This is a genomic window from Allobosea sp. 05T438, assembly GCF_056396025.1.
In genome coordinates, this window is record NZ_JBFTKQ010000014.1 from 39,883 (window position 1) to 58,145 (window position 18,263).

Annotated in this window: 18 protein-coding genes, 1 tRNA gene and 1 pseudogene; 14 read left to right on the top strand and 6 right to left on the bottom strand. The window is 66.6% G+C overall.

Translation table 11 applies throughout. The annotated features are described in order from the left end of the window. Nucleotides 1–6: 6 nt before the first annotated feature. The 11 genes from AC1DIN_RS22600 (at nt 7) to AC1DIN_RS22650 (ending at nt 9,300) form a co-directional block, all read left to right on the top strand. Nucleotides 7–1,143 carry a glycosyltransferase family 4 protein gene (locus AC1DIN_RS22600; protein WP_441472517.1) on the top strand — a complete coding sequence of 379 codons (1,137 nt, stop codon included), beginning with the start codon at nt 7–9 and terminating at the stop codon, nt 1,141–1,143. Then, on the top strand, nt 1,140–1,910 hold the full coding sequence (locus AC1DIN_RS22605) for a polysaccharide deacetylase family protein (RefSeq protein WP_476811394.1): 771 nt from the start codon (nt 1,140–1,142) through the stop codon (nt 1,908–1,910). The genes AC1DIN_RS22600 and AC1DIN_RS22605 overlap by 4 nt, the downstream gene beginning before the upstream one ends. Nucleotides 1,911–2,060: 150 nt before the next feature. Next, nucleotides 2,061–3,341 (top strand): glycosyltransferase family protein, encoded by a 1,281-nt coding sequence (locus AC1DIN_RS22610; RefSeq protein ID WP_441472515.1) that lies wholly within the window; start codon nt 2,061–2,063, stop codon nt 3,339–3,341. Nucleotides 3,342–3,408: 67 nt separating this feature from the next. Beyond that, entirely contained in the window at nt 3,409–3,597 is a 189-nt protein-coding gene (locus tag AC1DIN_RS22615; protein ID WP_441472514.1) for a twin transmembrane helix small protein, read from the top strand. A 155-nt stretch (nt 3,598–3,752) separates the two neighbouring features. Then, complete coding sequence (locus tag AC1DIN_RS22620) at nt 3,753–4,346, top strand: acyloxyacyl hydrolase (protein ID WP_476811395.1); 594 nt, start codon at nt 3,753–3,755, stop codon at nt 4,344–4,346. 60 nt (nt 4,347–4,406) lie between these two features. Beyond that, on the top strand, nt 4,407–4,988 hold the full coding sequence (locus AC1DIN_RS22625; RefSeq protein ID WP_476811396.1) for a cob(I)yrinic acid a,c-diamide adenosyltransferase: 582 nt from the start codon (nt 4,407–4,409) through the stop codon (nt 4,986–4,988). Between the two features lie 8 nt (nt 4,989–4,996). Further along, nucleotides 4,997–5,695, top strand: a complete 699-nt coding sequence (locus AC1DIN_RS22630) for a rhomboid family intramembrane serine protease (RefSeq protein WP_441472511.1) — start codon at nt 4,997–4,999, stop codon at nt 5,693–5,695. A gap of 165 nt (nt 5,696–5,860) precedes the next feature. Beyond that, the gene (locus tag AC1DIN_RS22635) at nt 5,861–6,607 is read left to right on the top strand and encodes an electron transfer flavoprotein subunit beta/FixA family protein (RefSeq protein ID WP_476811397.1); all 747 of its coding nucleotides are present in this window, start codon (nt 5,861–5,863) and stop codon (nt 6,605–6,607) included. After that, nucleotides 6,607–7,551, top strand: a complete 945-nt coding sequence (locus AC1DIN_RS22640; RefSeq protein ID WP_476811398.1) for an electron transfer flavoprotein subunit alpha/FixB family protein — start codon at nt 6,607–6,609, stop codon at nt 7,549–7,551. The genes AC1DIN_RS22635 and AC1DIN_RS22640 overlap by 1 nt, the downstream gene beginning before the upstream one ends. An 84-nt stretch (nt 7,552–7,635) precedes the next feature. Continuing rightward, entirely contained in the window at nt 7,636–8,520 is an 885-nt protein-coding gene (locus tag AC1DIN_RS22645) for a 3-hydroxybutyryl-CoA dehydrogenase (protein ID WP_441472508.1), read from the top strand. 222 nt (nt 8,521–8,742) lie between these two features. Next, the gene (locus AC1DIN_RS22650) at nt 8,743–9,300 is read left to right on the top strand and encodes an HNH endonuclease (protein WP_441472507.1); all 558 of its coding nucleotides are present in this window, start codon (nt 8,743–8,745) and stop codon (nt 9,298–9,300) included. 223 nt (nt 9,301–9,523) lie between these two features. Here AC1DIN_RS22650 and AC1DIN_RS22655 read toward each other — a convergent pair whose 3' ends face one another. The 4 genes from AC1DIN_RS22655 to AC1DIN_RS22670 all read right to left on the bottom strand — a co-directional run bounded on the left by AC1DIN_RS22655 (nt 9,524) and on the right by AC1DIN_RS22670 (nt 13,099). Next, nucleotides 9,524–10,267: a slipin family protein gene (locus tag AC1DIN_RS22655; RefSeq protein ID WP_441472672.1), complete on the bottom strand. Its 744-nt coding sequence runs from the start codon at nt 10,265–10,267 to the stop codon at nt 9,524–9,526. A gap of 8 nt (nt 10,268–10,275) precedes the next feature. Beyond that, nucleotides 10,276–11,661, bottom strand: coding sequence for an NfeD family protein (locus tag AC1DIN_RS22660; RefSeq protein WP_476811399.1), 1,386 nt, complete (start codon nt 11,659–11,661; stop codon nt 10,276–10,278). Between the two features lie 269 nt (nt 11,662–11,930). Then, entirely contained in the window at nt 11,931–12,479 is a 549-nt protein-coding gene (locus AC1DIN_RS22665) for a disulfide bond formation protein B (RefSeq protein WP_476811400.1), read from the bottom strand. An 8-nt stretch (nt 12,480–12,487) separates the two neighbouring features. Next, nucleotides 12,488–13,099, bottom strand: a complete 612-nt coding sequence (locus AC1DIN_RS22670; RefSeq protein WP_441472504.1) for a YqaA family protein — start codon at nt 13,097–13,099, stop codon at nt 12,488–12,490. Between the two features lie 205 nt (nt 13,100–13,304). Between AC1DIN_RS22670 and AC1DIN_RS22675 the strand changes: the two genes are divergently transcribed. After that, nucleotides 13,305–13,389: transfer RNA gene (locus tag AC1DIN_RS22675), tRNA-Leu, on the top strand. Between the two features lie 831 nt (nt 13,390–14,220). Then, complete coding sequence (locus AC1DIN_RS22680; protein ID WP_476811401.1) at nt 14,221–14,964, top strand: aspartate/glutamate racemase family protein; 744 nt, start codon at nt 14,221–14,223, stop codon at nt 14,962–14,964. A gap of 49 nt (nt 14,965–15,013) precedes the next feature. On the opposite strand, the pseudogene AC1DIN_RS22685 reads toward AC1DIN_RS22680, so the two are convergent. Continuing rightward, nucleotides 15,014–15,934 (bottom strand): annotated as a pseudogene (locus AC1DIN_RS22685) (NAD(P)-dependent oxidoreductase); the annotation flags it as partial. Between the two features lie 92 nt (nt 15,935–16,026). Between AC1DIN_RS22685 and AC1DIN_RS22690 the strand changes: the two are divergent. Further along, nucleotides 16,027–17,103 (top strand): LacI family DNA-binding transcriptional regulator, encoded by a 1,077-nt coding sequence (locus AC1DIN_RS22690; protein ID WP_476811402.1) that lies wholly within the window; start codon nt 16,027–16,029, stop codon nt 17,101–17,103. 161 nt (nt 17,104–17,264) lie between these two features. Here AC1DIN_RS22690 and AC1DIN_RS22695 read toward each other — a convergent pair whose 3' ends face one another. Beyond that, the gene (locus AC1DIN_RS22695; protein ID WP_476811403.1) at nt 17,265–18,170 is read right to left on the bottom strand and encodes an NAD(P)-dependent oxidoreductase; all 906 of its coding nucleotides are present in this window, start codon (nt 18,168–18,170) and stop codon (nt 17,265–17,267) included. Nucleotides 18,171–18,263: the final 93 nt, after the last annotated feature.

The following is an 18,263-nucleotide window of genomic DNA, read 5'->3' on the forward strand; positions in this document are numbered from 1 at the left end:
ATCCCCTTGCGCATCGCATTCCACACTCCGCTGAACCTGTTCGACGACGGCGGCGTCTCCGGCGACCGCCGCATGGCGCGCCAGCTCGTCGCGGCACTGGAGACATTGGGCCATGTCGTCGAGCCTGTCCGGGCCACCCGCGGCTATTTGCCCAGCGCCGATCCGGCTTGCCTCGACCAGCATCGCGCCGACGCTGCACGGCTCAGTGACCGGCTGCTGGCGGGCTATCGCTCCGATAGCCCTCGCCCCGACCTCTGGTTCACCTATCACAACTACTACCGCGCCCCGGACCTGCTCGGCCCTGCGATCGCCGATGCCCTCAGCATCCCCTATGTCACGGCCGAAGCCAGCGACTCCGAGCGCCGCGCCTTCGATCAATGGAGCGCCCAGACCGAAATCGTCCGGCACAGCCTCACGGCGGGCGACGTCCACTTCTATTTCACCGATCGCGACCGCCAGGGGCTCGAACCCTGGCGCCAGCCCGGCACCGCCCTTCTGGAGCTCCCGCCCTTCATCACCTTCGAGAAGGAGCCGCCGCAGCGCCGGAACCATCCCGGACCTCCCCACCTGATCACCATCGCGATGATGCGCCAGGGCACGAAGCAGAACAGCTATCTGACGCTCGCCCGCATCCTGGCGCGCATTCCCGATGCGGACTGGCGCCTGAGCATCGTCGGCGACGGCCGCCAGCGCGGCGAGATCGAGCAGGCCTTCGCCTGCCTGCCGCAAGAACGAATCGATTGGCTTGGCCTGATCCCGCGCGAGCGGGCGCTCGACGAGCTGGCGCGGCACGACATCTTCGTCTGGCCGGGCGTACGCGAGGCCTATGGCTTGGTCTATCTCGAAGCCCAGGCGGTCGGGCTGCCCGTGGTCGCCTTCGACAGCGGCGGCGTCTCCGCGACGGTGATGTCAGGAGAGACAGCGCTCTTGGCGCCGGAAGGCGACGAAGCGGCTTTCGCCGGTCATCTCGTCGCCATGCTGCGGGACAGGGCGCGCCGTGAACGGATGGGAGACGATGCTCGCCGCTTCGTATTGGACGAGCGTACGAACGCCCGCGCCGCCGCAAGGCTGGCCGAAGGGCTCGACCTCGCCTGCCGCCACCGCCGCGACAAGCTCAGGGCCGCAGGCAGCGTCGCGTCATGAACGAGACGCACTGGCAGGCTCTGTCGCGGGAACTCGACAACTGGCAGGCCGCCGGCCGGCAGCTGCGGCTATGGCTCCGCGACGACGACGCGGTCGCGCCGAGCCCGGCGTTGGCGCGGCTTTCGGTTCTGGCGGAACGCCATGGTGCAACTGTCCTGCTGGCGGTAATCCCGATGCTGGCGGAACCCGCCCTGGCATCGGCCCTGAAGGGCATGCCGTGCTTGCGTCCCTGCCAGCACGGCGTCTGGCATCGCAACCATGCTCCGGCAGGCGGAAAGAAGTCGGAATTCGGCCCCGATCGCGACAGGACAGCCGTCGATGGCGAGATCGCCGAGGGCCGCGATCGCCTTCGCGAGCTGATCGGCGGCGACATCATGCCGGTCTTCGTGCCGCCATGGAATCGCATCGACCCCGGCCACGCCGCCCGGCTCGGCAGCCTCGGCTTCTCCGGTCTGTCATGCTTCCGCAACTATCGCCACGGTCCCGCCGGCGGCCCCCGCCTACTCAACACCCGAATCGATGTCATGGACTGGCATGGCGGCCGCATGGGCCGGCGCGCGGATGACCTTCTGCCCGAGATCGTGGCACAAATCATCGCGATGCGCGGCGAGGGCCCCGATCAGGCGGCCGCGCTCGGTCTGCTCCTGCATCACCGCGACCATGACGAAGGCGCTTGGTCCGTTCTCCACGACATCTTGAGCCTTGCAGCCGCCCATCCGGCCGTGCATCTCGCTGATCCGGCCGAGCTTCTTCCTGCCAGAGTATAGGCGTCGCACCGGCTAAGATGAATCCTGCATGTCACCACCCGCACGGGCTTGGTTGACGGACCTCGCCGCGCTATAAGCGCTCTAAACTGGTTCCGAGCTGCGTTCGTCCTCGCCAAGAGGTCGTCTGGCCTTTGCGGAGGGCGGCATCCGATGTCTTCCAACGTCATCGATTTGATCGGAGCCGAAAGGGCGCCGCGCAGCCCTCATGCGCCGCGTGTGCTGATCTACAGCCATGACACTTTCGGTCTCGGCCATATCCGCCGCTGCCGCGCCATCGCCAATGCGCTGATCGCCAGCTTTCCGCACATCTCGGTCATCATCGTCTCCGGTTCTTCGGTGATCTCGAGCTTCCAGTTCGGCGACGGGATCGACTATGTCCGCATCCCCGGCATCGAGAAGCAGAGCGACGGCCGCTATGAGCCGCACCACCTCAACCTCGATCTCGGCGACACGCTGCGGCTGCGCACCGACCTGATCAAGCAGACCGTCCTCTCCTTCGATCCCGATGTCGTCATCGTCGACAAGGAGCCCGTCGGCCTGCGCGGAGAGCTGAAGCCGTCGCTCGACATCCTGCGCCGCCGCGGCGCCCGCATCGTGCTGGGCGTGCGCGACGTGCTCGACGATCCGGCCACGCTGCTGGAGGAGTGGCGCCATAGCGGCGCGCTCGACGCGCTCGACACCATCTACGACGACATCTTCGTCTATGGGCTGGAGGGCATCTACCAACCCCTGAGCGGCCTGCCCGACCAGCAGCGTTTCGCCGACAAGATTCGCTATGTCGGCTATCTCAAGCGTGCGGTCCCGAGCCCGATGCCGCCGAATCGCTATCCGCGGATCACCAAACAGCCCTTCGTCCTCGTCACCCCCGGCGGCGGCGGCGATGGTGCCGGCGTGATCGACTGGGTGATCTCGGCTTATGAAGCCGACCCGACCATCGCGCTGCCGGCGCTGATCGTGTTCGGGCCCTTCATGTCACGCGAGAAGCGCAAGGACTTCGCCGAGCGGATCGCGCGCAATCCGAAGCTGGAGGGTCTCGGCTTCGAGCCTCGCCTCGAACTGCTGATGAATCGCGCGCACTGCGTCGTGGCGATGGGCGGCTACAACACTTTTTGCGAGATCCTCTCCTTCGACAAGCCGGCGCTGATCGTGCCGCGCGTGAAGCCTCGCCTGGAGCAGGCAATCCGTGCGCAGCGGGCGGACGAACTGAGCCTGGTCGAAATGCTCTGCGACCCCTCGCAGTCCGGCGAGGGCGAGCGCGATCCGCTCGTCATGGCCAGGGCGATCCATGCCCTGGCGAAGCGGCCGCCGCCGTCGCAGGCCTTCATGCCCGACCTGCTCGAAGGGCTGCCGGCGATCAGCCGGGCCCTTGCGGACGATCTGTCGCAGACCGTGCGCGGCCGGGCCCTCGCGCAGAACGCCGCGACAAGCTGACCCCGATCTTCCGGCGCGGCATCCCGCCGCTGGTCACGGACCGGGCTCCGTTCTACAGGCTTTCACGATGACGCTTTCGAACACTCTTGTCTCCGTCGCGGTCGGCGCCGTCGCTGTCGTGCTGCTGCTCGGTCTTGTGAACATGCTGCGCGGTGGCAGTGCCGACACCTCGCAGAAGCTCATGCGTCTGCGCGTCGTGCTGCAGTTCGTCGCCATCATCCTGATCGTCACCGTGCTCTGGTGGCGCAACGGCTGACCCGCCGCGACATCCCGCCCAATTGATTGACGTCATTGACGTTTTTGGAACGATTAGCTGTGAACAGAGCCCTGGCTTCGCGGGCTCTGCCACATTCCGAACACGAGTGTGTGTGCTTCACTAACGCCTGCTCTCTCACACTCTGCCGAAGGCCCATGGTTCGCGTCGCGTTGCTGCTCCTCGCCGGTTGTCTGGCCGCCTCTTCGGCTCAGGCACAGACCCGCTCTCTCTCCGGCAATGTCTCCAGCTACGCTCCCGCGACCGAGCCGCCGGCCCCGGCCTGGGAAACCCGCATCGGCGCCGGGCTCGCCAACCCCGGCGGGCGCGAAGGCAGCCTTCTCAACGTGGGAGCGGAGGTGCTCTCGCCTCGCCTGATCCCCCTGCAGGACCGAATCGCAGCCGCCTTCATCCCGCGCTTCAATCTCGGCACCAGCCTGAACCTCAACGGCACCCGCTACGCCTATGCCGGAGCGACCTGGAGTTTCGACGTCACGCGGGACGTCTTCGTCGAAGCGAGCTTCGGCGCAGCGTTGAACGACGGCAAGACCGGCTTCGTCCCCGAGAATCGCCTCAACGTCGGCTGCAACACCGGTACCCGCGAGGCCGCGGCGCTCGGTGTGCGGCTCTCCGATCGCTGGAGCCTGGTCACCACGCTCGAGCATTTCAGCACGGCCGGCTGCGGCGATCGTGCAGGGTCTTCGCCACGAGGCCCGGCCAATATCGGCGCGCGGCTCGGCTATACGTTCTAGCAACCAGCCTCAGCAGAAAACCTCGCTTCCGTCCCGACCGTGCCGCGCTATAAGCGTCGCATGGTCAAGCTGAATCGCATCTACACCCGCACCGGCGATGACGGCACAACCGGGCTGACGGCCGGGCCGCGCCGCCCGAAATTCGACCTGCGCGTCGCGGCCTACGGCACGGTCGATGAGACCAATGCCTGTGTCGGCCTGGCGCGCCTCCATGCCGAGGGCGAAGACGCCGAGGTCGATGCCATGCTCGGCCGCATCAGCAACGACCTCTTCGATCTCGGCGCCGATCTCTCCACGCCGGAGACGGACAAGCCCCTTGCCTTCGAGCCGCTGCGCATCGTCCAGGCGCAGGTCGATCGCCTGGAGGCCGAGATCGACCGGATGAACGAGAGCCTTGCGCCCCTGCGCTCCTTCGTTCTGCCCGGCGGGACGCCCGCCGCGACCCACCTCCATCTCGCCCGCACCGTCAGCCGCCGCGCCGAACGGCTGATGACGGAACTCGCCGCCACGGAGGGCGAGACGGTCGGAGCGGCCGCGCTCAAATACATCAATCGCCTGTCGGACTTCCTGTTCGTCGCCTCCCGCTTCCTCAATGCGAAGGCCGGCGGGGACGTCCTCTGGGTGCCCGGCCAGAATCGCTGAGATCAGCCATGTTCGTTCCCCTGCATGACGGCGTGCCGCTGCGCTTCATGCGAACTCCCTATGTCACCTACGCGCTGATCTGCGCCTGTCTTGCCGCCCAGGTCGCGCTCTGGTTCTGGCCGGGAGAGAACGCCGAGATCGCGATCATGGCCGGTTTCGGCATGATCCCCTCGGTGCTGTTCGGCACGGCGCAGCTGCCGGAAGGGCTCGCCCATCTGCCGCCCTGGCTGACGCTGTTCAGCAATGTGCTGCTCCATGCCAATCTGGCGCATCTGGCCGGCAACATGCTGTTCCTCTGGGTCTTCGGCGACAATGTCGAGGACGCGATGGGCCATGCCCGCTTCCTCATGTTCTTCTTCCTCTGCGGTCTCGGCGGTTCGCTCATCCACGCCGGAATGTATCCCGATTCCGAGCAGCCATTGATCGGCGCCTCCGGCGCGATCTCCGGTGTCATCGCCTCCTATCTGATGCTCTATCCGCAGGTCCGCATCTGGGGCGTCGCCTTCAACTGGATTCCGATCCATATCCCGGCGATGTACGCGCTCGGCGGCTGGATTCTCCTGCAGGCCGGCTCGGCCTTGTTCCAGACCGACGGCAATGTCGGCTGGTGGGCCCATCTCGGCGGGCTTGCGACCGGGGCTGCGCTCACGCCGCTCTTCATCCATCGCAGCGTGCCCTTGTTCGGCCGCCGGCCGGTCGGCGGGTGAGCCCGTGCGCTTTTGCCCCTCCGACCAGACCTTGGACGACGTTGACAAGCCCAAACCGGCGTCGCTACGGTCCCTGCGCATTCCAGCCGAGGGCCGCGATGCCGCCACTCTGCCGTCTTGGACGGCGCGGCGCGAGGCGCATCTCTTCTGAACGGTGATCTGACGATGAAGATCTTGGTGCCCGTCAAGCGGGTGGTTGATTACAACGTGAAGATCCGCGTGAAAGCGGACGGGTCCGGCGTCGAGCTGGCCAATGTGAAGATGTCGATGAACCCCTTCGACGAGATCGCCGTCGAGGAGGCGCTGCGCCTCAAGGAAGCCGGCAAGGCGAGCGAAGTGATCGTGGTCTCGATCGGCCCGGCGCAGGCCGCCGAGACGATCCGCACCGGGCTGGCCATGGGCGCCGACCGCGGCATCATCGTGAAGGTCGACGGCGTGGTCGAGCCGCTTGCGGTCGCCAAGCTTCTGAAGAAGGTGGTCGAGCAGGAGAATCCCGGTCTCGTCATCCTCGGCAAGCAGGCGATCGACGACGATTGCAACCAGACCGGCCAGATGCTCGCCGCGCTGCTGGGCTGGGCGCAGGGCACCTTCGCCTCCAAGGTCGAGCTCGGCGCGGATAGCGTCGACGTCACCCGCGAGGTCGATGGCGGCCTGCAGACGGTCTCTCTCAAGCTGCCGGCGATCGTCACCACCGATCTGCGCCTCAACGAGCCGCGCTACGCTTCGCTGCCCAACATCATGAAGGCGAAGAAGAAGCCGCTCGACGAGACCTCGGCCGAGACGCTCGGCGTCGATGTCGCGCCGCGCCTGAAAGTTCTGAAGACGGTCGAGCCCGCCGGCCGCTCCGCCGGCGTCAAGGTGGCCAACGCCGCCGAACTCGTCTCCAAGCTCAAGACCGCCGGGGTGATCTAATGACCACGCTGCTGATCGCCGAACACGACAACGTCTCCGTCAAGGACGCCACCGCCAAGGCGCTGACCGCGGCGCAGGCGCTGGGCGCTCCCATCCACATCCTCGTCGCCGGCCAGGGTGCCAAAGGCGCGGCCGATGCGGCTGCGAAGCTCGCCGGCGTCGAGAAGGTGCTGCTCGCCGATGACGCGGCCTACAGCCACGCGCTGGCCGAGCCGCTGGCGGCGCTGATCGTGAAGCTCGCGGACGGCTATGACGCCGTCGTCGCGCCCTCGACCACCACCGGCAAGAACGTGCTGCCGCGCGTCGCCGCCCTGCTCGACGTGATGCAGGTCTCGGACGTCAGCAAGATCGTCTCGCCCGACACCTTCGAGCGCCCGGTCTATGCCGGCAACGCCATCCAGACGGTGCAGTCGACCGACGCCAAGAAGCTGCTCACGATCCGCACCGCCTCGTTCCAGGCGGCGGGCGAAGGTGGCTCGGCCGCCGTCGAGGCCGTCTCGGCCGGCGAGAACCCCGGCAATTCGTCCTTCAAGGGCGAGGAGGTCGCCAAGTCCGACCGTCCGGAACTCGCCTCGGCCAAGATCATCATCTCGGGCGGCCGCGCGCTCGGCTCCTCCGAGAACTTCACCAAGGTGATCGAGCCGGTCGCCGACAAGCTCGGCGCCGCCATGGGCGCTTCGCGCGCTGCGGTCGATGCCGGCTACGCCCCGAACGACTGGCAGGTCGGCCAGACCGGCAAGGTGGTCGCGCCTGAACTTTATATCGCGGTCGGCATTTCCGGCGCGATCCAGCATCTCGCCGGCATGAAGGACTCCAAGGTCATCGTCGCCATCAACAAGGACGAAGAGGCGCCGATCTTCCAGATCGCCGATTACGGCCTCGTCGGCGACCTCTTCACCGTCCTGCCGGAGCTCGACGCCGAACTCTCCAAAGCCGGCAAGTAAGGCATAGACCATCGTTCCCGGGCCGCCTCAGGGCGGCCCGTTCCGCTCCCGCGGGAGCATAAGAAGACTATCCGGGATCAGACCATGTCGGACCACGCGATCAAGACGATCGGCATCATCGGGGCAGGCCAGATGGGCAACGGCATCGCCCATGTCGCGGCGGTGGCCGGGTTCGATGTCAGGCTGCACGACGTCGCCGAGGACCGGATCAAGGCGGCGCTCGCCACCATCGACGGCAACATGGCCCGCCAGGTCCAGAAGGGCGCCCTCGCCGACGAGGATCGCCGCGCCGCCGTGCAACGGATCGAGCCCGCGGTCGGCCTCGCCGATCTCGGCGATTGTGACCTCGTCATCGAGGCTGCGACCGAGAACGAGGAGGTCAAGCGCAAGATCTTCACGGCCGTCTGTCCGCATCTGAAGCCCCAGGCGATCCTCGCCTCCAACACCTCCTCAATCTCGATCACCCGGCTTGCGGCCGCGACCGACCGCCCCGAGCACTTCATCGGCATCCACTTCATGAACCCGGTGCCGCTGATGCAGCTCGTCGAGCTGATTCGCGGCATCGCCACCGACGACGGCACCTTCGAGCGCGCCAAGGCGCTCGTCGGCCAGTTGCACAAGACCGTTTCGGTCTCCGAGGACTTCCCGGCCTTCATCGTCAACCGCATCCTGCTGCCGATGATCAACGAGGCCGTCTACACGCTCTATGAGGGCGTCGGCTCGGTCGACGCGATCGACACCGCCATGCGGCTCGGCGCCAACCACCCGATGGGCCCGCTCCAGCTCGCCGACTTCATCGGCCTCGACACCTGCTTGTCCGTGATGCAGGTGCTCCATGACGGCCTCGCCGATTCGAAATATCGGCCCTGCCCGCTGCTGGTGAAATACGTCGAGGCCGGCTGGCTGGGCCGCAAGACCAAGCGCGGTTTCTACGATTACCGCGGCGAGAAGCCCGTCCCAACCCGCTGACGAATCACGGCCGGCGGGCCAGAACCCGCCAATCGAACGAAAAGCACCATGATCTGCTGAACGGCTGCCACGAGCGAGGAAGCACCTCGCCCATGCGAGGGGCTTTGTCGCACCCGCAATAAGTTCCTTCACATTCCTGTCGTCTCGCGCTTACATTGATCTGAGGGCGGGATTCGTCCCGCTTGGCGAAGCGGAGGTGCGACGGGTTTGACGGCGCATGTGATGCATCCGATGGCGTCGCCGGACGGCTGTCCGGCCTTGGTCCTGAACGCCGATTTCCGGCCGCTCAGCTACTATCCCTTGTCCCTTTGGAGCTGGCAGGACGCGATCAAGGCGGTCTTCATGGACCGCGTCAACATCGTCTCCGAATACGACACCGTCGTCCGCAGCCCCAGCTTCGACATGCGGCTGCCCTCGGTCGTCTCGCTGAAGAGTTACATCAAGCCGTCCCGGACGCCGGCCTTCACCCGCTTCAACGTTTTCCTGCGCGACCGCTTCGCCTGCCAATATTGCAACACGCGCGAGGAACTGACCTTCGACCACGTCATCCCCCGCTCCAAGGGCGGCCTGACCACCTGGGACAACGTCGTCGCCGCCTGCTCGCCCTGCAACCTGCGCAAGGGCGACAAGATGCCGGCCGCGGTCGAGATGTTCCCGGCCCAGAAGCCCTATGCGCCGACGGTCAACGACCTCCACCGCAACGGCAAGCTCTTCCCGCCGAACTATCTCCACGAGAGCTGGCTCGACTATCTCTACTGGGACTCCGAGCTGGAGCCGTAAGGCTCAGGCAGCAGCTGCATTGCACCCAATAAGAGCCGTTTGGGAATTCCCCGAGCCTCGTCCTGAGGAGCCATTTCGTCAGGAATGGCTTCTCGAAGGGTGTTCCCGGAAGCTCAGGAGAGATCCGGATCATCCTTCGAGACGCGTCTTACGGCGCTCCTCAGGATCAGGGCTCTAATTTTCCCAGGGGCGTTTGTCGCGTGCCCCCACCATCGCCGCCCGGCTACTTCAGGAACTGACTCAACAGATCCACCGGCAGAGGGAACACCACCGTCGAGGAGCGCTCGCCGGCGATGTCGTGCAGGGCCTCGAAATAGCGCAACTGCATGGCTTGGGGCTCGGCCGCCAGCATGCGGCCGGCCTCGACCAGCTTGGCCGCTGCCTGCTGCTCGCCGTCGGCGTTGATGACCTTGGCGCGCCGCAGCCGCTCCGCCTCAGCCTGCTTGGCGATAGCGCGGACCATGCTGTCGTTGAGGTCGATATCCTTGATCTCGACATTGGAGACCTTGATGCCCCAGGCATCGGTGCGCTGGTCGAGGATCTCCTGGATGTCGCTGTTGAGCTTGTCACGCTCGGCCAGCATCTCGTCGAGTTCGTGCTTGCCGAGCACCGAGCGCAGCGTGGTCTGCGCGAGCTGGTTGGTGGCGGTCATGAAATCCTCGACCTGGAGGATCGCGCGCTCGGCATCGACGATGCGGAAATAGAGCACTGCGTTGACCTTCACGGAGACGTTGTCGCGCGAGATGACATCCTGCGGAGGCACATCCTGCACCACGACGCGCAGATCCACGCGCACCATCTGCTGGACGAACGGCACGAGAATGATCAGGCCCGGCCCCATGACACCGGTGAAGCGACCGAGCGTGAAGACCACGCCGCGCTCATATTCCCTCAGGATGCGGATCGCCGCTGACAGGAACAAGGCCACCAGCAGCGCAATGATCAGATAGGCCACATAACCGACCATCGTCGTCATCATCTTGCTCCATCGTTCGCCGCAGTGCGCCGCCGCACCGTCAGGACGAGATCGCTGATGGCGGTCACCTCGGCGCTGTCCCCCGGCATGATCGGCTCGTCGGCCTTGGCCCGCCAGCGTTCACCGAGCGCCAGCACGTGGCCTTCCCTGCCGTCCCAGTCGAGGATGTCGACGGCAAGGCCCCGCATCGCCTCGCCGCCGACGCGCGGAGGATTGCGCCGCGCCGCCCAGACATAGGTGCCGGCAAGCAGCGCCAGCCCGAGCGTCAGCGCGGCCGCGGGGCCGATGACCGCCCAGGATATGGCGAAGCCCGGCCCCTCGACCTGGAGCAACATGGTGGCGCCGAGCAAGAAGGCCGCCACACCGCCGAGCCCGAGCACGGCCGTCGGATTGAAGGCCTCCATGATGAGGAAGGCGACGCCGAGCAGCATCAGCGCGAGTCCGGCATAGTTGATCGGCAGCAGATCGAGCGCATAGAGGCCGAGCAGCAGGCAGGTGGCGCCGAGCACGCCCGGCGCCACCGCGCCGGGGCTGATGAACTCGAAGACGAGGCCATAGACGCCAACCAGCATCAGGACGACGGCGATGTTGGGATTGGTGATGACGGCGAGAAGCTGGATGAACCAGCCGGGCTCCAGAGTCTCGACGACCAGGCCCTTCGTGGCCAGCACTTCCTTCTTGCCGGCCACGTCGACGCTACGGCCATCGGCCAGTTGCAGGAGCTCGGTCGTGTCGCGGGCGACGAAGTCGATGACATGCTGATCGAGCGCCGCGCTGGCCGACAGGCTCGCCGCCTCGCGCACGGCCTTCTCGCCCCAGTCGCCGTTGCGCCCGCGCAATTCGGCAAGCGACCGGATCAACGCGACCGCGTCATTGGTCACCTTGACCATCATCGCGTCGCCGGGCGGCCGGCCGCCGGCGTCCTTCCCGTTGCCGCCCGGGCCGTTATCCTTCTCGCCGCCGGGGAGCGAGGGCAGCCCGCCGATCGCCACCGGGGTCGCAGCTCCGAGATTGGTGCCCGGCGCCATCGCCGCGACATGGGTGGCGTAGAGGATGTAGGTTCCGGCACTCGCCGCGTGGCCGCCCGCCGGCGCGACATAGCCGATGACGGGGACGGGAGAGGCCAGGATGTCGGCGATCATCTCGCGCATCGACGTGACCAGGCCGCCGGGCGTATCCAGTTGCAGGATGAGAACCTCGGCATCGCGCTTGGCGGCGACGCTCAGCGCCTCCTTGAGCTGGCGCGTGCTCGCCGGACCGATCGCGCCGTCGATCGCGATGCTCAAGGCAACCCGCCCCTCCGCCGTCCGGGCCGGGGAGAAGGAACAAAGGACCGCTGCGGCTATGACGGCCGCTGCGAAAAGGGCCACCCGCGCGAGTCTCACGCTCAAAACTCCGTAGAATCAATATGGGTTCGATTCCGGCAAAGTCCATGAGGTCGGCGATGGCGGCGGAGCGGCTGATATCTCACGTTTGGGGAAGAGTACGCGCTCGGGCGCGTTCGCCTGCTTCCGGGAGCCGCAATCGCAGCCTCGGGTGCCACCGCGAAGGTGAAGCATAGGCCTGCGGCGACCGCCCCGGGCGCCGCCGAAGCGTGCCTCTCGTGCCGACAGCCAGGGCGAAGACGACGCCCGACCTTCAGGGATCTCGCTGATCAAACAGGCTGGTTTAGCGGGCGCCCGACAACCCCGCGCAGCAGCCCGAAGATGGCGAGCAGGAACAGCCCGGCCGATACCAGCGCGTTCCAGCCTGCAAGCGACAGACCGAGGAAACGCCACGCCGCTTCCGAGCAGGCGACGATCCGGGTCGTCTGCAGCTGCTTCATGAAATCCTGCATGCCGGCTGCTGCCGAGGCCGCGCCCCCGCAATCATTCGGCCCGACGAACCAGCCCCATTCGACACCCGCGTGGTAGAAGCCGAGCCCTGTGCTCCAGGCCATCAGGCCGGCCAACCCGAGCAGGACGAGCCATTGCAGCCGCGGCGAACGTGCCAGCACCAGCGCCGCGAGAGCCAGGCCGATGGCGGCATAGTGCGGCACGCGTTGTTCGAGACAGAGCTTGCAGGGCCGTAGATGGATGACCAGTTCGAAGAACCAGGCGCCTCCTATCAGAGCCAGGCTCGCAAGTCCGATCAGCGCGATCAACCGCGGCGGCGTGAGCAACCGGTTGGGACCGTGGGACGCAATGGCTGAAGAGGCGGTCATGGCAAGGCTCAGCAGGAAAGAAGCTGGCCTGACCCTGCGACGAGCTTGAGGCCGAAATAAAGCAGGATCAGCACGGCGGCGCCGACTACCGCGATCACTTTCAGGCGACGTTCGATGAAATGCCGGATCGCGTTGCCATAGCGGCGCAGCAGGAAGGCCAAGGCGAAGAAGCGCGCCCCGCGCGCCAGCACGCAGGAAATGACGAAAAACGCGAGGCCGATATGGACCGCACCGGCCAGGATCGTCACCACCTTGATCGGCGGCAGGTGAGCCAGGCCGGACGTGGTCAGCAGGATGAGCGTCGTGTCCGGGCCTGCGCAGGCGCGCAGCGTCTCGAAGGCGCCGAGCTTGCCGTAGAAGGCGAGCACCGGCTTCGCCAGCGCCTCGAAGGCGTAGTAGCCGAGCGCATAGCCGGCGATACCGCCGAGCACGGAGAACAGCGTGGCGATGAAGGCCAACCGATACGCCCGCTGCGGCCGCGCCAAAGCCATCGGCACGAACAGCACATCGGCCGGGATCAGGAAGAACGAGCTTTCGACGAAGGCGACGACTGCCAGCCAGAGCTCGGCGCGCGGCCGGGCCGCGAGCGACATTGTCCATTCGTAGAGGCGCTTGAGCATGGCGCTCTAGACCATGGGGCGACGGCTGACGCAACGGTGCGCGAGCCTTCGGAGCGCTGTCGCCACCCCGGTGTGCCATCCTTGCAAGAGCCCATGCTTGAAAAACCCACGGCCGTCAGAGCACAACGCACCGAAACCAGCCGCGGCGGCCGTTCCACCGATTGACCGGCATCGACCGATCGCTATAGTCCGCCCGCCTGTATGGGCCCCTGTGGCGGAATTGGTAGACGCGCTCGACTCAAAATCGAGTTCCGCAAGGAGTGCTGGTTCGATCCCGGCCAGGGGCACCAAAACACGATCCGCCGATCTTGGCGGCATGCTGAGCAAGCTTGAGCATTCTACGAGTCACCGTCGCCTCGTCACAACGACGCGGCGGCAGCGATCTCGCACGAGACATCGCCACGCACGCTGTCTCTTTACGGCAGTGCCGCTGTTGGTCAATTACCGGTGGGGGCGCCGAGCTGATAGTTCCTCTGCAAGGCCCGATCCGTCGAAGGATAGAGCGTCTGGCATTCGGAAAAATAAGCGGTCTGAGGCCGCCGATTGGCCGGATCGGCACAGATGGCCGCGAGCTGCGATTGTCTTGACTGCGATGTCTGGCACCCTGCAAGAGCAGACCCAGCGATAAGCAGCAGACACACATATTGAGGTGTTTTCATTTCGCATGTCCTGTCAAGCGTCGACCGGATGGGGTCGTGCCTATCGGGCCAATACACTCGGTCCGGGCAACTATCGACAATAGACGGTCCTCCGCTTGCTTCCAATCGAGATTAGAGTGACCCGGACACTTATTCGGCCGAAGCAATGGCCGACGCCGGCAGAAGCGAGAAGATTTCGCCCGGGGCAAGCAGGTGGCAAATCCGGCGCGGCGCCCGCCAAATCTTGCCCTTCTGCTTGGCATGCTCAGATCCCGTCCGAACTCCTGCCTTCCGTCCGTCCGATCAAAGGCGCCATCGACATCGCCGGCGGGAGCCCTCTTGCGCGGCCTCCCGCGTCGCGTCACGGCACAAGACTCTTGCGCCGGAAACCGCGCTCCTTCATGGCATGGATGACGTGCCGCCGGAGAGACTTGCCCTCTCGCCGGAGCGCTCTATCGCTTCGCAAATCGGGAACCGATCGCTTTGCGCATTCTCGTCATCAATCCCAACACCATGCCGGAAATGACGGCCCTGGTCGCGCGGGTGATCGAGCCCTATCTGCCGCCGAACACGACCATAGTGCCAGTGACCGGGCGCTTCGGCGCGCATTACATCGCCAGCCGCAGCGCCAGCGTCGTGGCTGCACATGCCGCGCTGGAGGCCTTCGCCGAGCACGGCCATGGCTGTGACGGTGTCTATCTCGCCTGCTTCGGCGATCCCGGCCTTCTCGCCCTCAAGGAGATGGCGCGCGTTCCCGTCATCGGTATGGCCGAGGCGAGCAGCCGTCTCGCAGCACAGAAGGCCAAGCGCTTCGCCATCGTCACCGGCGGCGAGCGCTGGGGGCCGATGCTGCGGGAGTTCCTCGGCTCGCTCGGCCTCGGCGGGCACCTCGCCGCGGTCGAGACAGTCGCGCCCACCGGGGCCGACATCGCCCGCGACCCGGACGGCTCCATCGCCATGCTCGCCGAGGCCTGCCGCCTCGTGGCGCACCGCGACGGCGCCGGCGCGGTCATCCTCGGCGGCGCCGGCCTCGCCGGACTTGCCGCACGGGTGCAGCCCCATGTCGACATTCCGGTGATCTGCTCGGCCGAGGCCGGCATCCGGATGCTGCTCGATGCACTGAGCCAGCCCTTGCGCAAGCCCGAGAGCGGCGACTTCGCCTTGCCCGCCCCCGTCGCCAGCACCGGCCTGTCGGACGGCCTGGCCCGCCTGCTGGCGCAGCCCTGACATCCGGGCGCGGCGCCCGCACGATCCTCGGGCGCCTCGTTGTCATCGCTCAGCCCTTGCCGGCAAGCGAAACGCCGTTGAGCCCGGCAATCCAGTCGGAGAGCATCGGCACATAGTCCTCGCCGTGCCCGCTCGCCACCGCCGCCGCATAGCTGTTCTTGACGGCGTTGCCGATCGGGTTGGCGACACCGGCATCATTGGCGACGCTCTCGAGATAGCGCACGTCCTTCAGCGCGTTGCTGAGCGTGAACTTGTGGGCGTCGCGGTCGCGCTCCAGCACGTATTTCATGAAGGTCTGGTAGAAACCGCAATCCATGCGGCTGCCGCGCAACACGCTGTCGAAGGTCTCCGGCGTGATGCCGATCTTCTGGCCGAGCGTCAGCGCCTCCGCATAGATCGCGGCATAGCCCAGCGACAGGAAGTTATTGATCAGCTTCATCTTGTGCCCGTCGCCGACCGGCCCGAGATGCACGATCTTCTGTGCCCAGGCCTCACAGGCCGGCTTTATCCGGGCGAAGACCTCGGGCGAAGCGCCGATCATCGCCGAGAGCTGCCCGAGCGCCGCCTGAGCCGGGGTGCCACCGAGCGGCGCATCGGCGAGATGCAGGCCCTTCGCCTCCAGCTCCGCAGCGAGCCGCACCGTCACCGTCGGGTCGGACGTCGAGCAATCGACGATCACGGTGCCGGGCTTGGCCCCCGCGATGATCCCGTTCTCGCCCCTCACCACCGCCTCGACCTGGGCCGAGCCGGTAACGCAGAGAAAGATGATGGTCGAACGGGCAGCGAGTTCCTTCGGCGTCTTCGCCTCCACTGCGCCGGCCGCGACCAGCTCCTCGACCGGCTTGCGGTTGCGGTGCCCCATCACGGTGAGCGGAAAGCCCTTGTCGACCAGATTGCGGGCCATGCCCTGCCCCATCAGGCCGACGCCGATGAAGCCCACCGACTCTTTGGTTGCAGTCATCTTCAAATTCTCCCGCTGATATGGTTGAGATGAAACGGAACGTGGAGAAAACGACCCGACTCGCCGGTCATCGCGAGGTCAGCGCTCACAGTGGACGATTCATGACTGCCGACGGCCCGCCCGAGACCAGCCGGACCAGAAGCCCCACCACGGCAGGCACGGCCGGCCGCAGCCGCGTCACCCTGCAGAGCATCGCCGATCACCTCTCGGTCTCGACCGCGACGGTGTCGCTGGCGCTCCGGGGCTCGCCGCTCGTCGCCGAAGCGACGCGCGAACGCGTCCGCGAGATCGCCCGCGCTATGGGCTACAGCTACAACCGCAGCGCCGCCTCGCTGCGCACCGACCGGACCAATATCATCGGCGTCGTCTTTCACGACATCACCAATCCCTATTTCGCCGAGCTTCTGGCCGCGATCGAGGAAACGGCGGGCCGCCATGGCCGCTCGATCCTGCTCGGCACCTATGCGGAAGATATCGAGAAACAGGCGCGGGTGCTCGGCAGCCTCGCCGAATACCGTCCCGATGGCATGATCCTCTGCTCGGCCGGCGGCAGCACGGCGGAGAGCCTGACTCCGCTGACCGATTCCGGCGTCCCGATCGTACAGCTCTCGCGCGAGATCGCCGGGGTCGACCTCGATTTTGTCGGCTCCGACGACCGCCATGGCACCACCCTGGCGATGGAGCACCTGATCGACCTCGGCCATCGTCGCATCGCCTTCCTCTGCGCGAACGAAAGCATCTCGACCGGGCGCAACCGCTATGCCGGCTATCGCGAGGCACTGGCCCGCGCCGGCCTGCCGCTCGATCCAGCATTGGTGCATTTCGACTACGGCACGCGTGAAACCGGACACAAGGGCATCCTCAAGGTGCTCGACGCGACCGACCCGCCGACCGCGGCGGTCTGCATGAACGACCTCGCCGCCTTCGGCGCCATGCTCGGCCTGCGTCATCGCGGACTGGAAGCGGGCCACGACTTCTCGATCGTCGGCTGCGACGACGTGAAGGAAGCAGCGCAATGGTTCCCCGCGCTCACCACCATCTACAACTTCCAGAACGACATGGGCGCCAAATCGGCGGAGTTCCTGCTGAACCGCATCGCAGATCCCACTGCGCCGACGCAGCGTCTGCTGCTGACGCCTGCGCTGATCGTCCGGGGAACGACCTGCCCGCCGCGTTAGCTCTTCATCCCTCGAGCCCTCATCCTGGGGAGCGCTTCGCAGACGCGCATCTCGAAGGGTGGTCCAGATGCCTCCCGAGCTTCCCGAAACGTCCTTCGAGACACCGCTGCGCGGCTCCTCGGGATGAGGACTGAGATCGCGGGCCACCGGATCAACACCGTTCAGGCATCGTTGGCGGGTTTCGCATTGAGCGCGCGATAGGCCCGCACCACCTGCGAATCGTCGCGCCCGCCATGGCCGAGGCCGGAAGCGGCGAGGAACATCTGGTGCGCCGCCGCAGCGAGCGGCAGCGCCGTCTTTGCCGCGCGCCCGGCATCGAGCACGATGCCGAGATCCTTGACGAAGATGTCGACCGCGCTCGCCACCACCGGATCCGGCTCGTGCATGCGCGGTCCGCGATCCCTGAGCATCCAGGACGAGGCGGCCGAGCCGCCCATGATCTCGAACAGCAATCGCCCGTCGATGCCGGCCTTCTCGGCCAGCGACAGGGCCTCGGCCGCAACCGCGATATGCACGCCGCAGAGCAGTTGATTGACGGTCTTGACCGTCGCGCCCTGCCCCGCCCTCTCGCCGACATGGAAAACCTTGTCGCCGAGCGCGTCGAGCACGGGCTTCGCCCGTGCGAAGCTGTCGGCCGGCGCGCCCACCATGATCGTCAGCGTCGCGTTCCGCGCGCCGTTCACGCCACCGGAAACCGGCGCGTCGATGAAATGCCGCCCCGTCTTGGTGACTTCGGTCGCGATCGCCTCTGCCTCTCCCGGAGGGCAGGTCGCCATCAGGATGACAGTCGCGCCGGGCGCCAGCGCTGGGAGCGCCCCGGCCTCGAACAGCACAGCCCGGGCCTGGGCAGCATTGACGACCATCAGCACGAGTGCGTCGACCCCGCTGGCGGCTTCCTTGGCGCTGGCCGCGCCATGACCGCCGGCGGCCACGAGCGCGTCGCGCGCCGCCTCGCGCATATCGAACCCGGTGACGCGGAACTGCTTCTTGACGAGGTTCTCGGCCATTGGCGCACCCATGGCGCCGAGACCGACGAAGGCGATGCTGGAGATCGGTTGAGCGGACATGGGCGTAGTCACTCTTTGAACGAAAGCGGGCACGGCTCGCGCCATGCCCGCAAGGAAGTCGCCGGCCTCGCGGAAGCCGGCGCCAAAAACGGG

What these genes read in the sequence shown, in the direction of transcription:
- AC1DIN_RS22640 (WP_476811398.1), top strand. Translation starts at nt 6,607, where the DNA reads ATGACCACGCTGCTGATCGCCGAACACGACAACGTCTCCGTCAAGGAC.
- AC1DIN_RS22635 (WP_476811397.1), top strand. Translation starts at nt 5,861, where the DNA reads ATGAAGATCTTGGTGCCCGTCAAGCGGGTGGTTGATTACAACGTGAAG.
- AC1DIN_RS22615 (WP_441472514.1), top strand. Translation starts at nt 3,409, where the DNA reads ATGACGCTTTCGAACACTCTTGTCTCCGTCGCGGTCGGCGCCGTCGCT.
- AC1DIN_RS22695 (WP_476811403.1), bottom strand. Translation starts at nt 18,170, where the DNA reads ATGTCCGCTCAACCGATCTCCAGCATCGCCTTCGTCGGTCTCGGCGCC.
- AC1DIN_RS22665 (WP_476811400.1), bottom strand. Translation starts at nt 12,479, where the DNA reads ATGACCGCCTCTTCAGCCATTGCGTCCCACGGTCCCAACCGGTTGCTC.
- AC1DIN_RS22655 (WP_441472672.1), bottom strand. Translation starts at nt 10,267, where the DNA reads ATGGTCGGTTATGTGGCCTATCTGATCATTGCGCTGCTGGTGGCCTTG.
- AC1DIN_RS22610 (WP_441472515.1), top strand. Translation starts at nt 2,061, where the DNA reads ATGTCTTCCAACGTCATCGATTTGATCGGAGCCGAAAGGGCGCCGCGC.
- AC1DIN_RS22650 (WP_441472507.1), top strand. Translation starts at nt 8,743, where the DNA reads ATGCATCCGATGGCGTCGCCGGACGGCTGTCCGGCCTTGGTCCTGAAC.
- AC1DIN_RS22625 (WP_476811396.1), top strand. Translation starts at nt 4,407, where the DNA reads ATGGTCAAGCTGAATCGCATCTACACCCGCACCGGCGATGACGGCACA.
- AC1DIN_RS22670 (WP_441472504.1), bottom strand. Translation starts at nt 13,099, where the DNA reads ATGCTCAAGCGCCTCTACGAATGGACAATGTCGCTCGCGGCCCGGCCG.
- AC1DIN_RS22620 (WP_476811395.1), top strand. Translation starts at nt 3,753, where the DNA reads ATGGTTCGCGTCGCGTTGCTGCTCCTCGCCGGTTGTCTGGCCGCCTCT.
- AC1DIN_RS22605 (WP_476811394.1), top strand. Translation starts at nt 1,140, where the DNA reads ATGAACGAGACGCACTGGCAGGCTCTGTCGCGGGAACTCGACAACTGG.
- AC1DIN_RS22645 (WP_441472508.1), top strand. Translation starts at nt 7,636, where the DNA reads ATGTCGGACCACGCGATCAAGACGATCGGCATCATCGGGGCAGGCCAG.
- AC1DIN_RS22690 (WP_476811402.1), top strand. Translation starts at nt 16,027, where the DNA reads ATGACTGCCGACGGCCCGCCCGAGACCAGCCGGACCAGAAGCCCCACC.
- AC1DIN_RS22630 (WP_441472511.1), top strand. Translation starts at nt 4,997, where the DNA reads ATGTTCGTTCCCCTGCATGACGGCGTGCCGCTGCGCTTCATGCGAACT.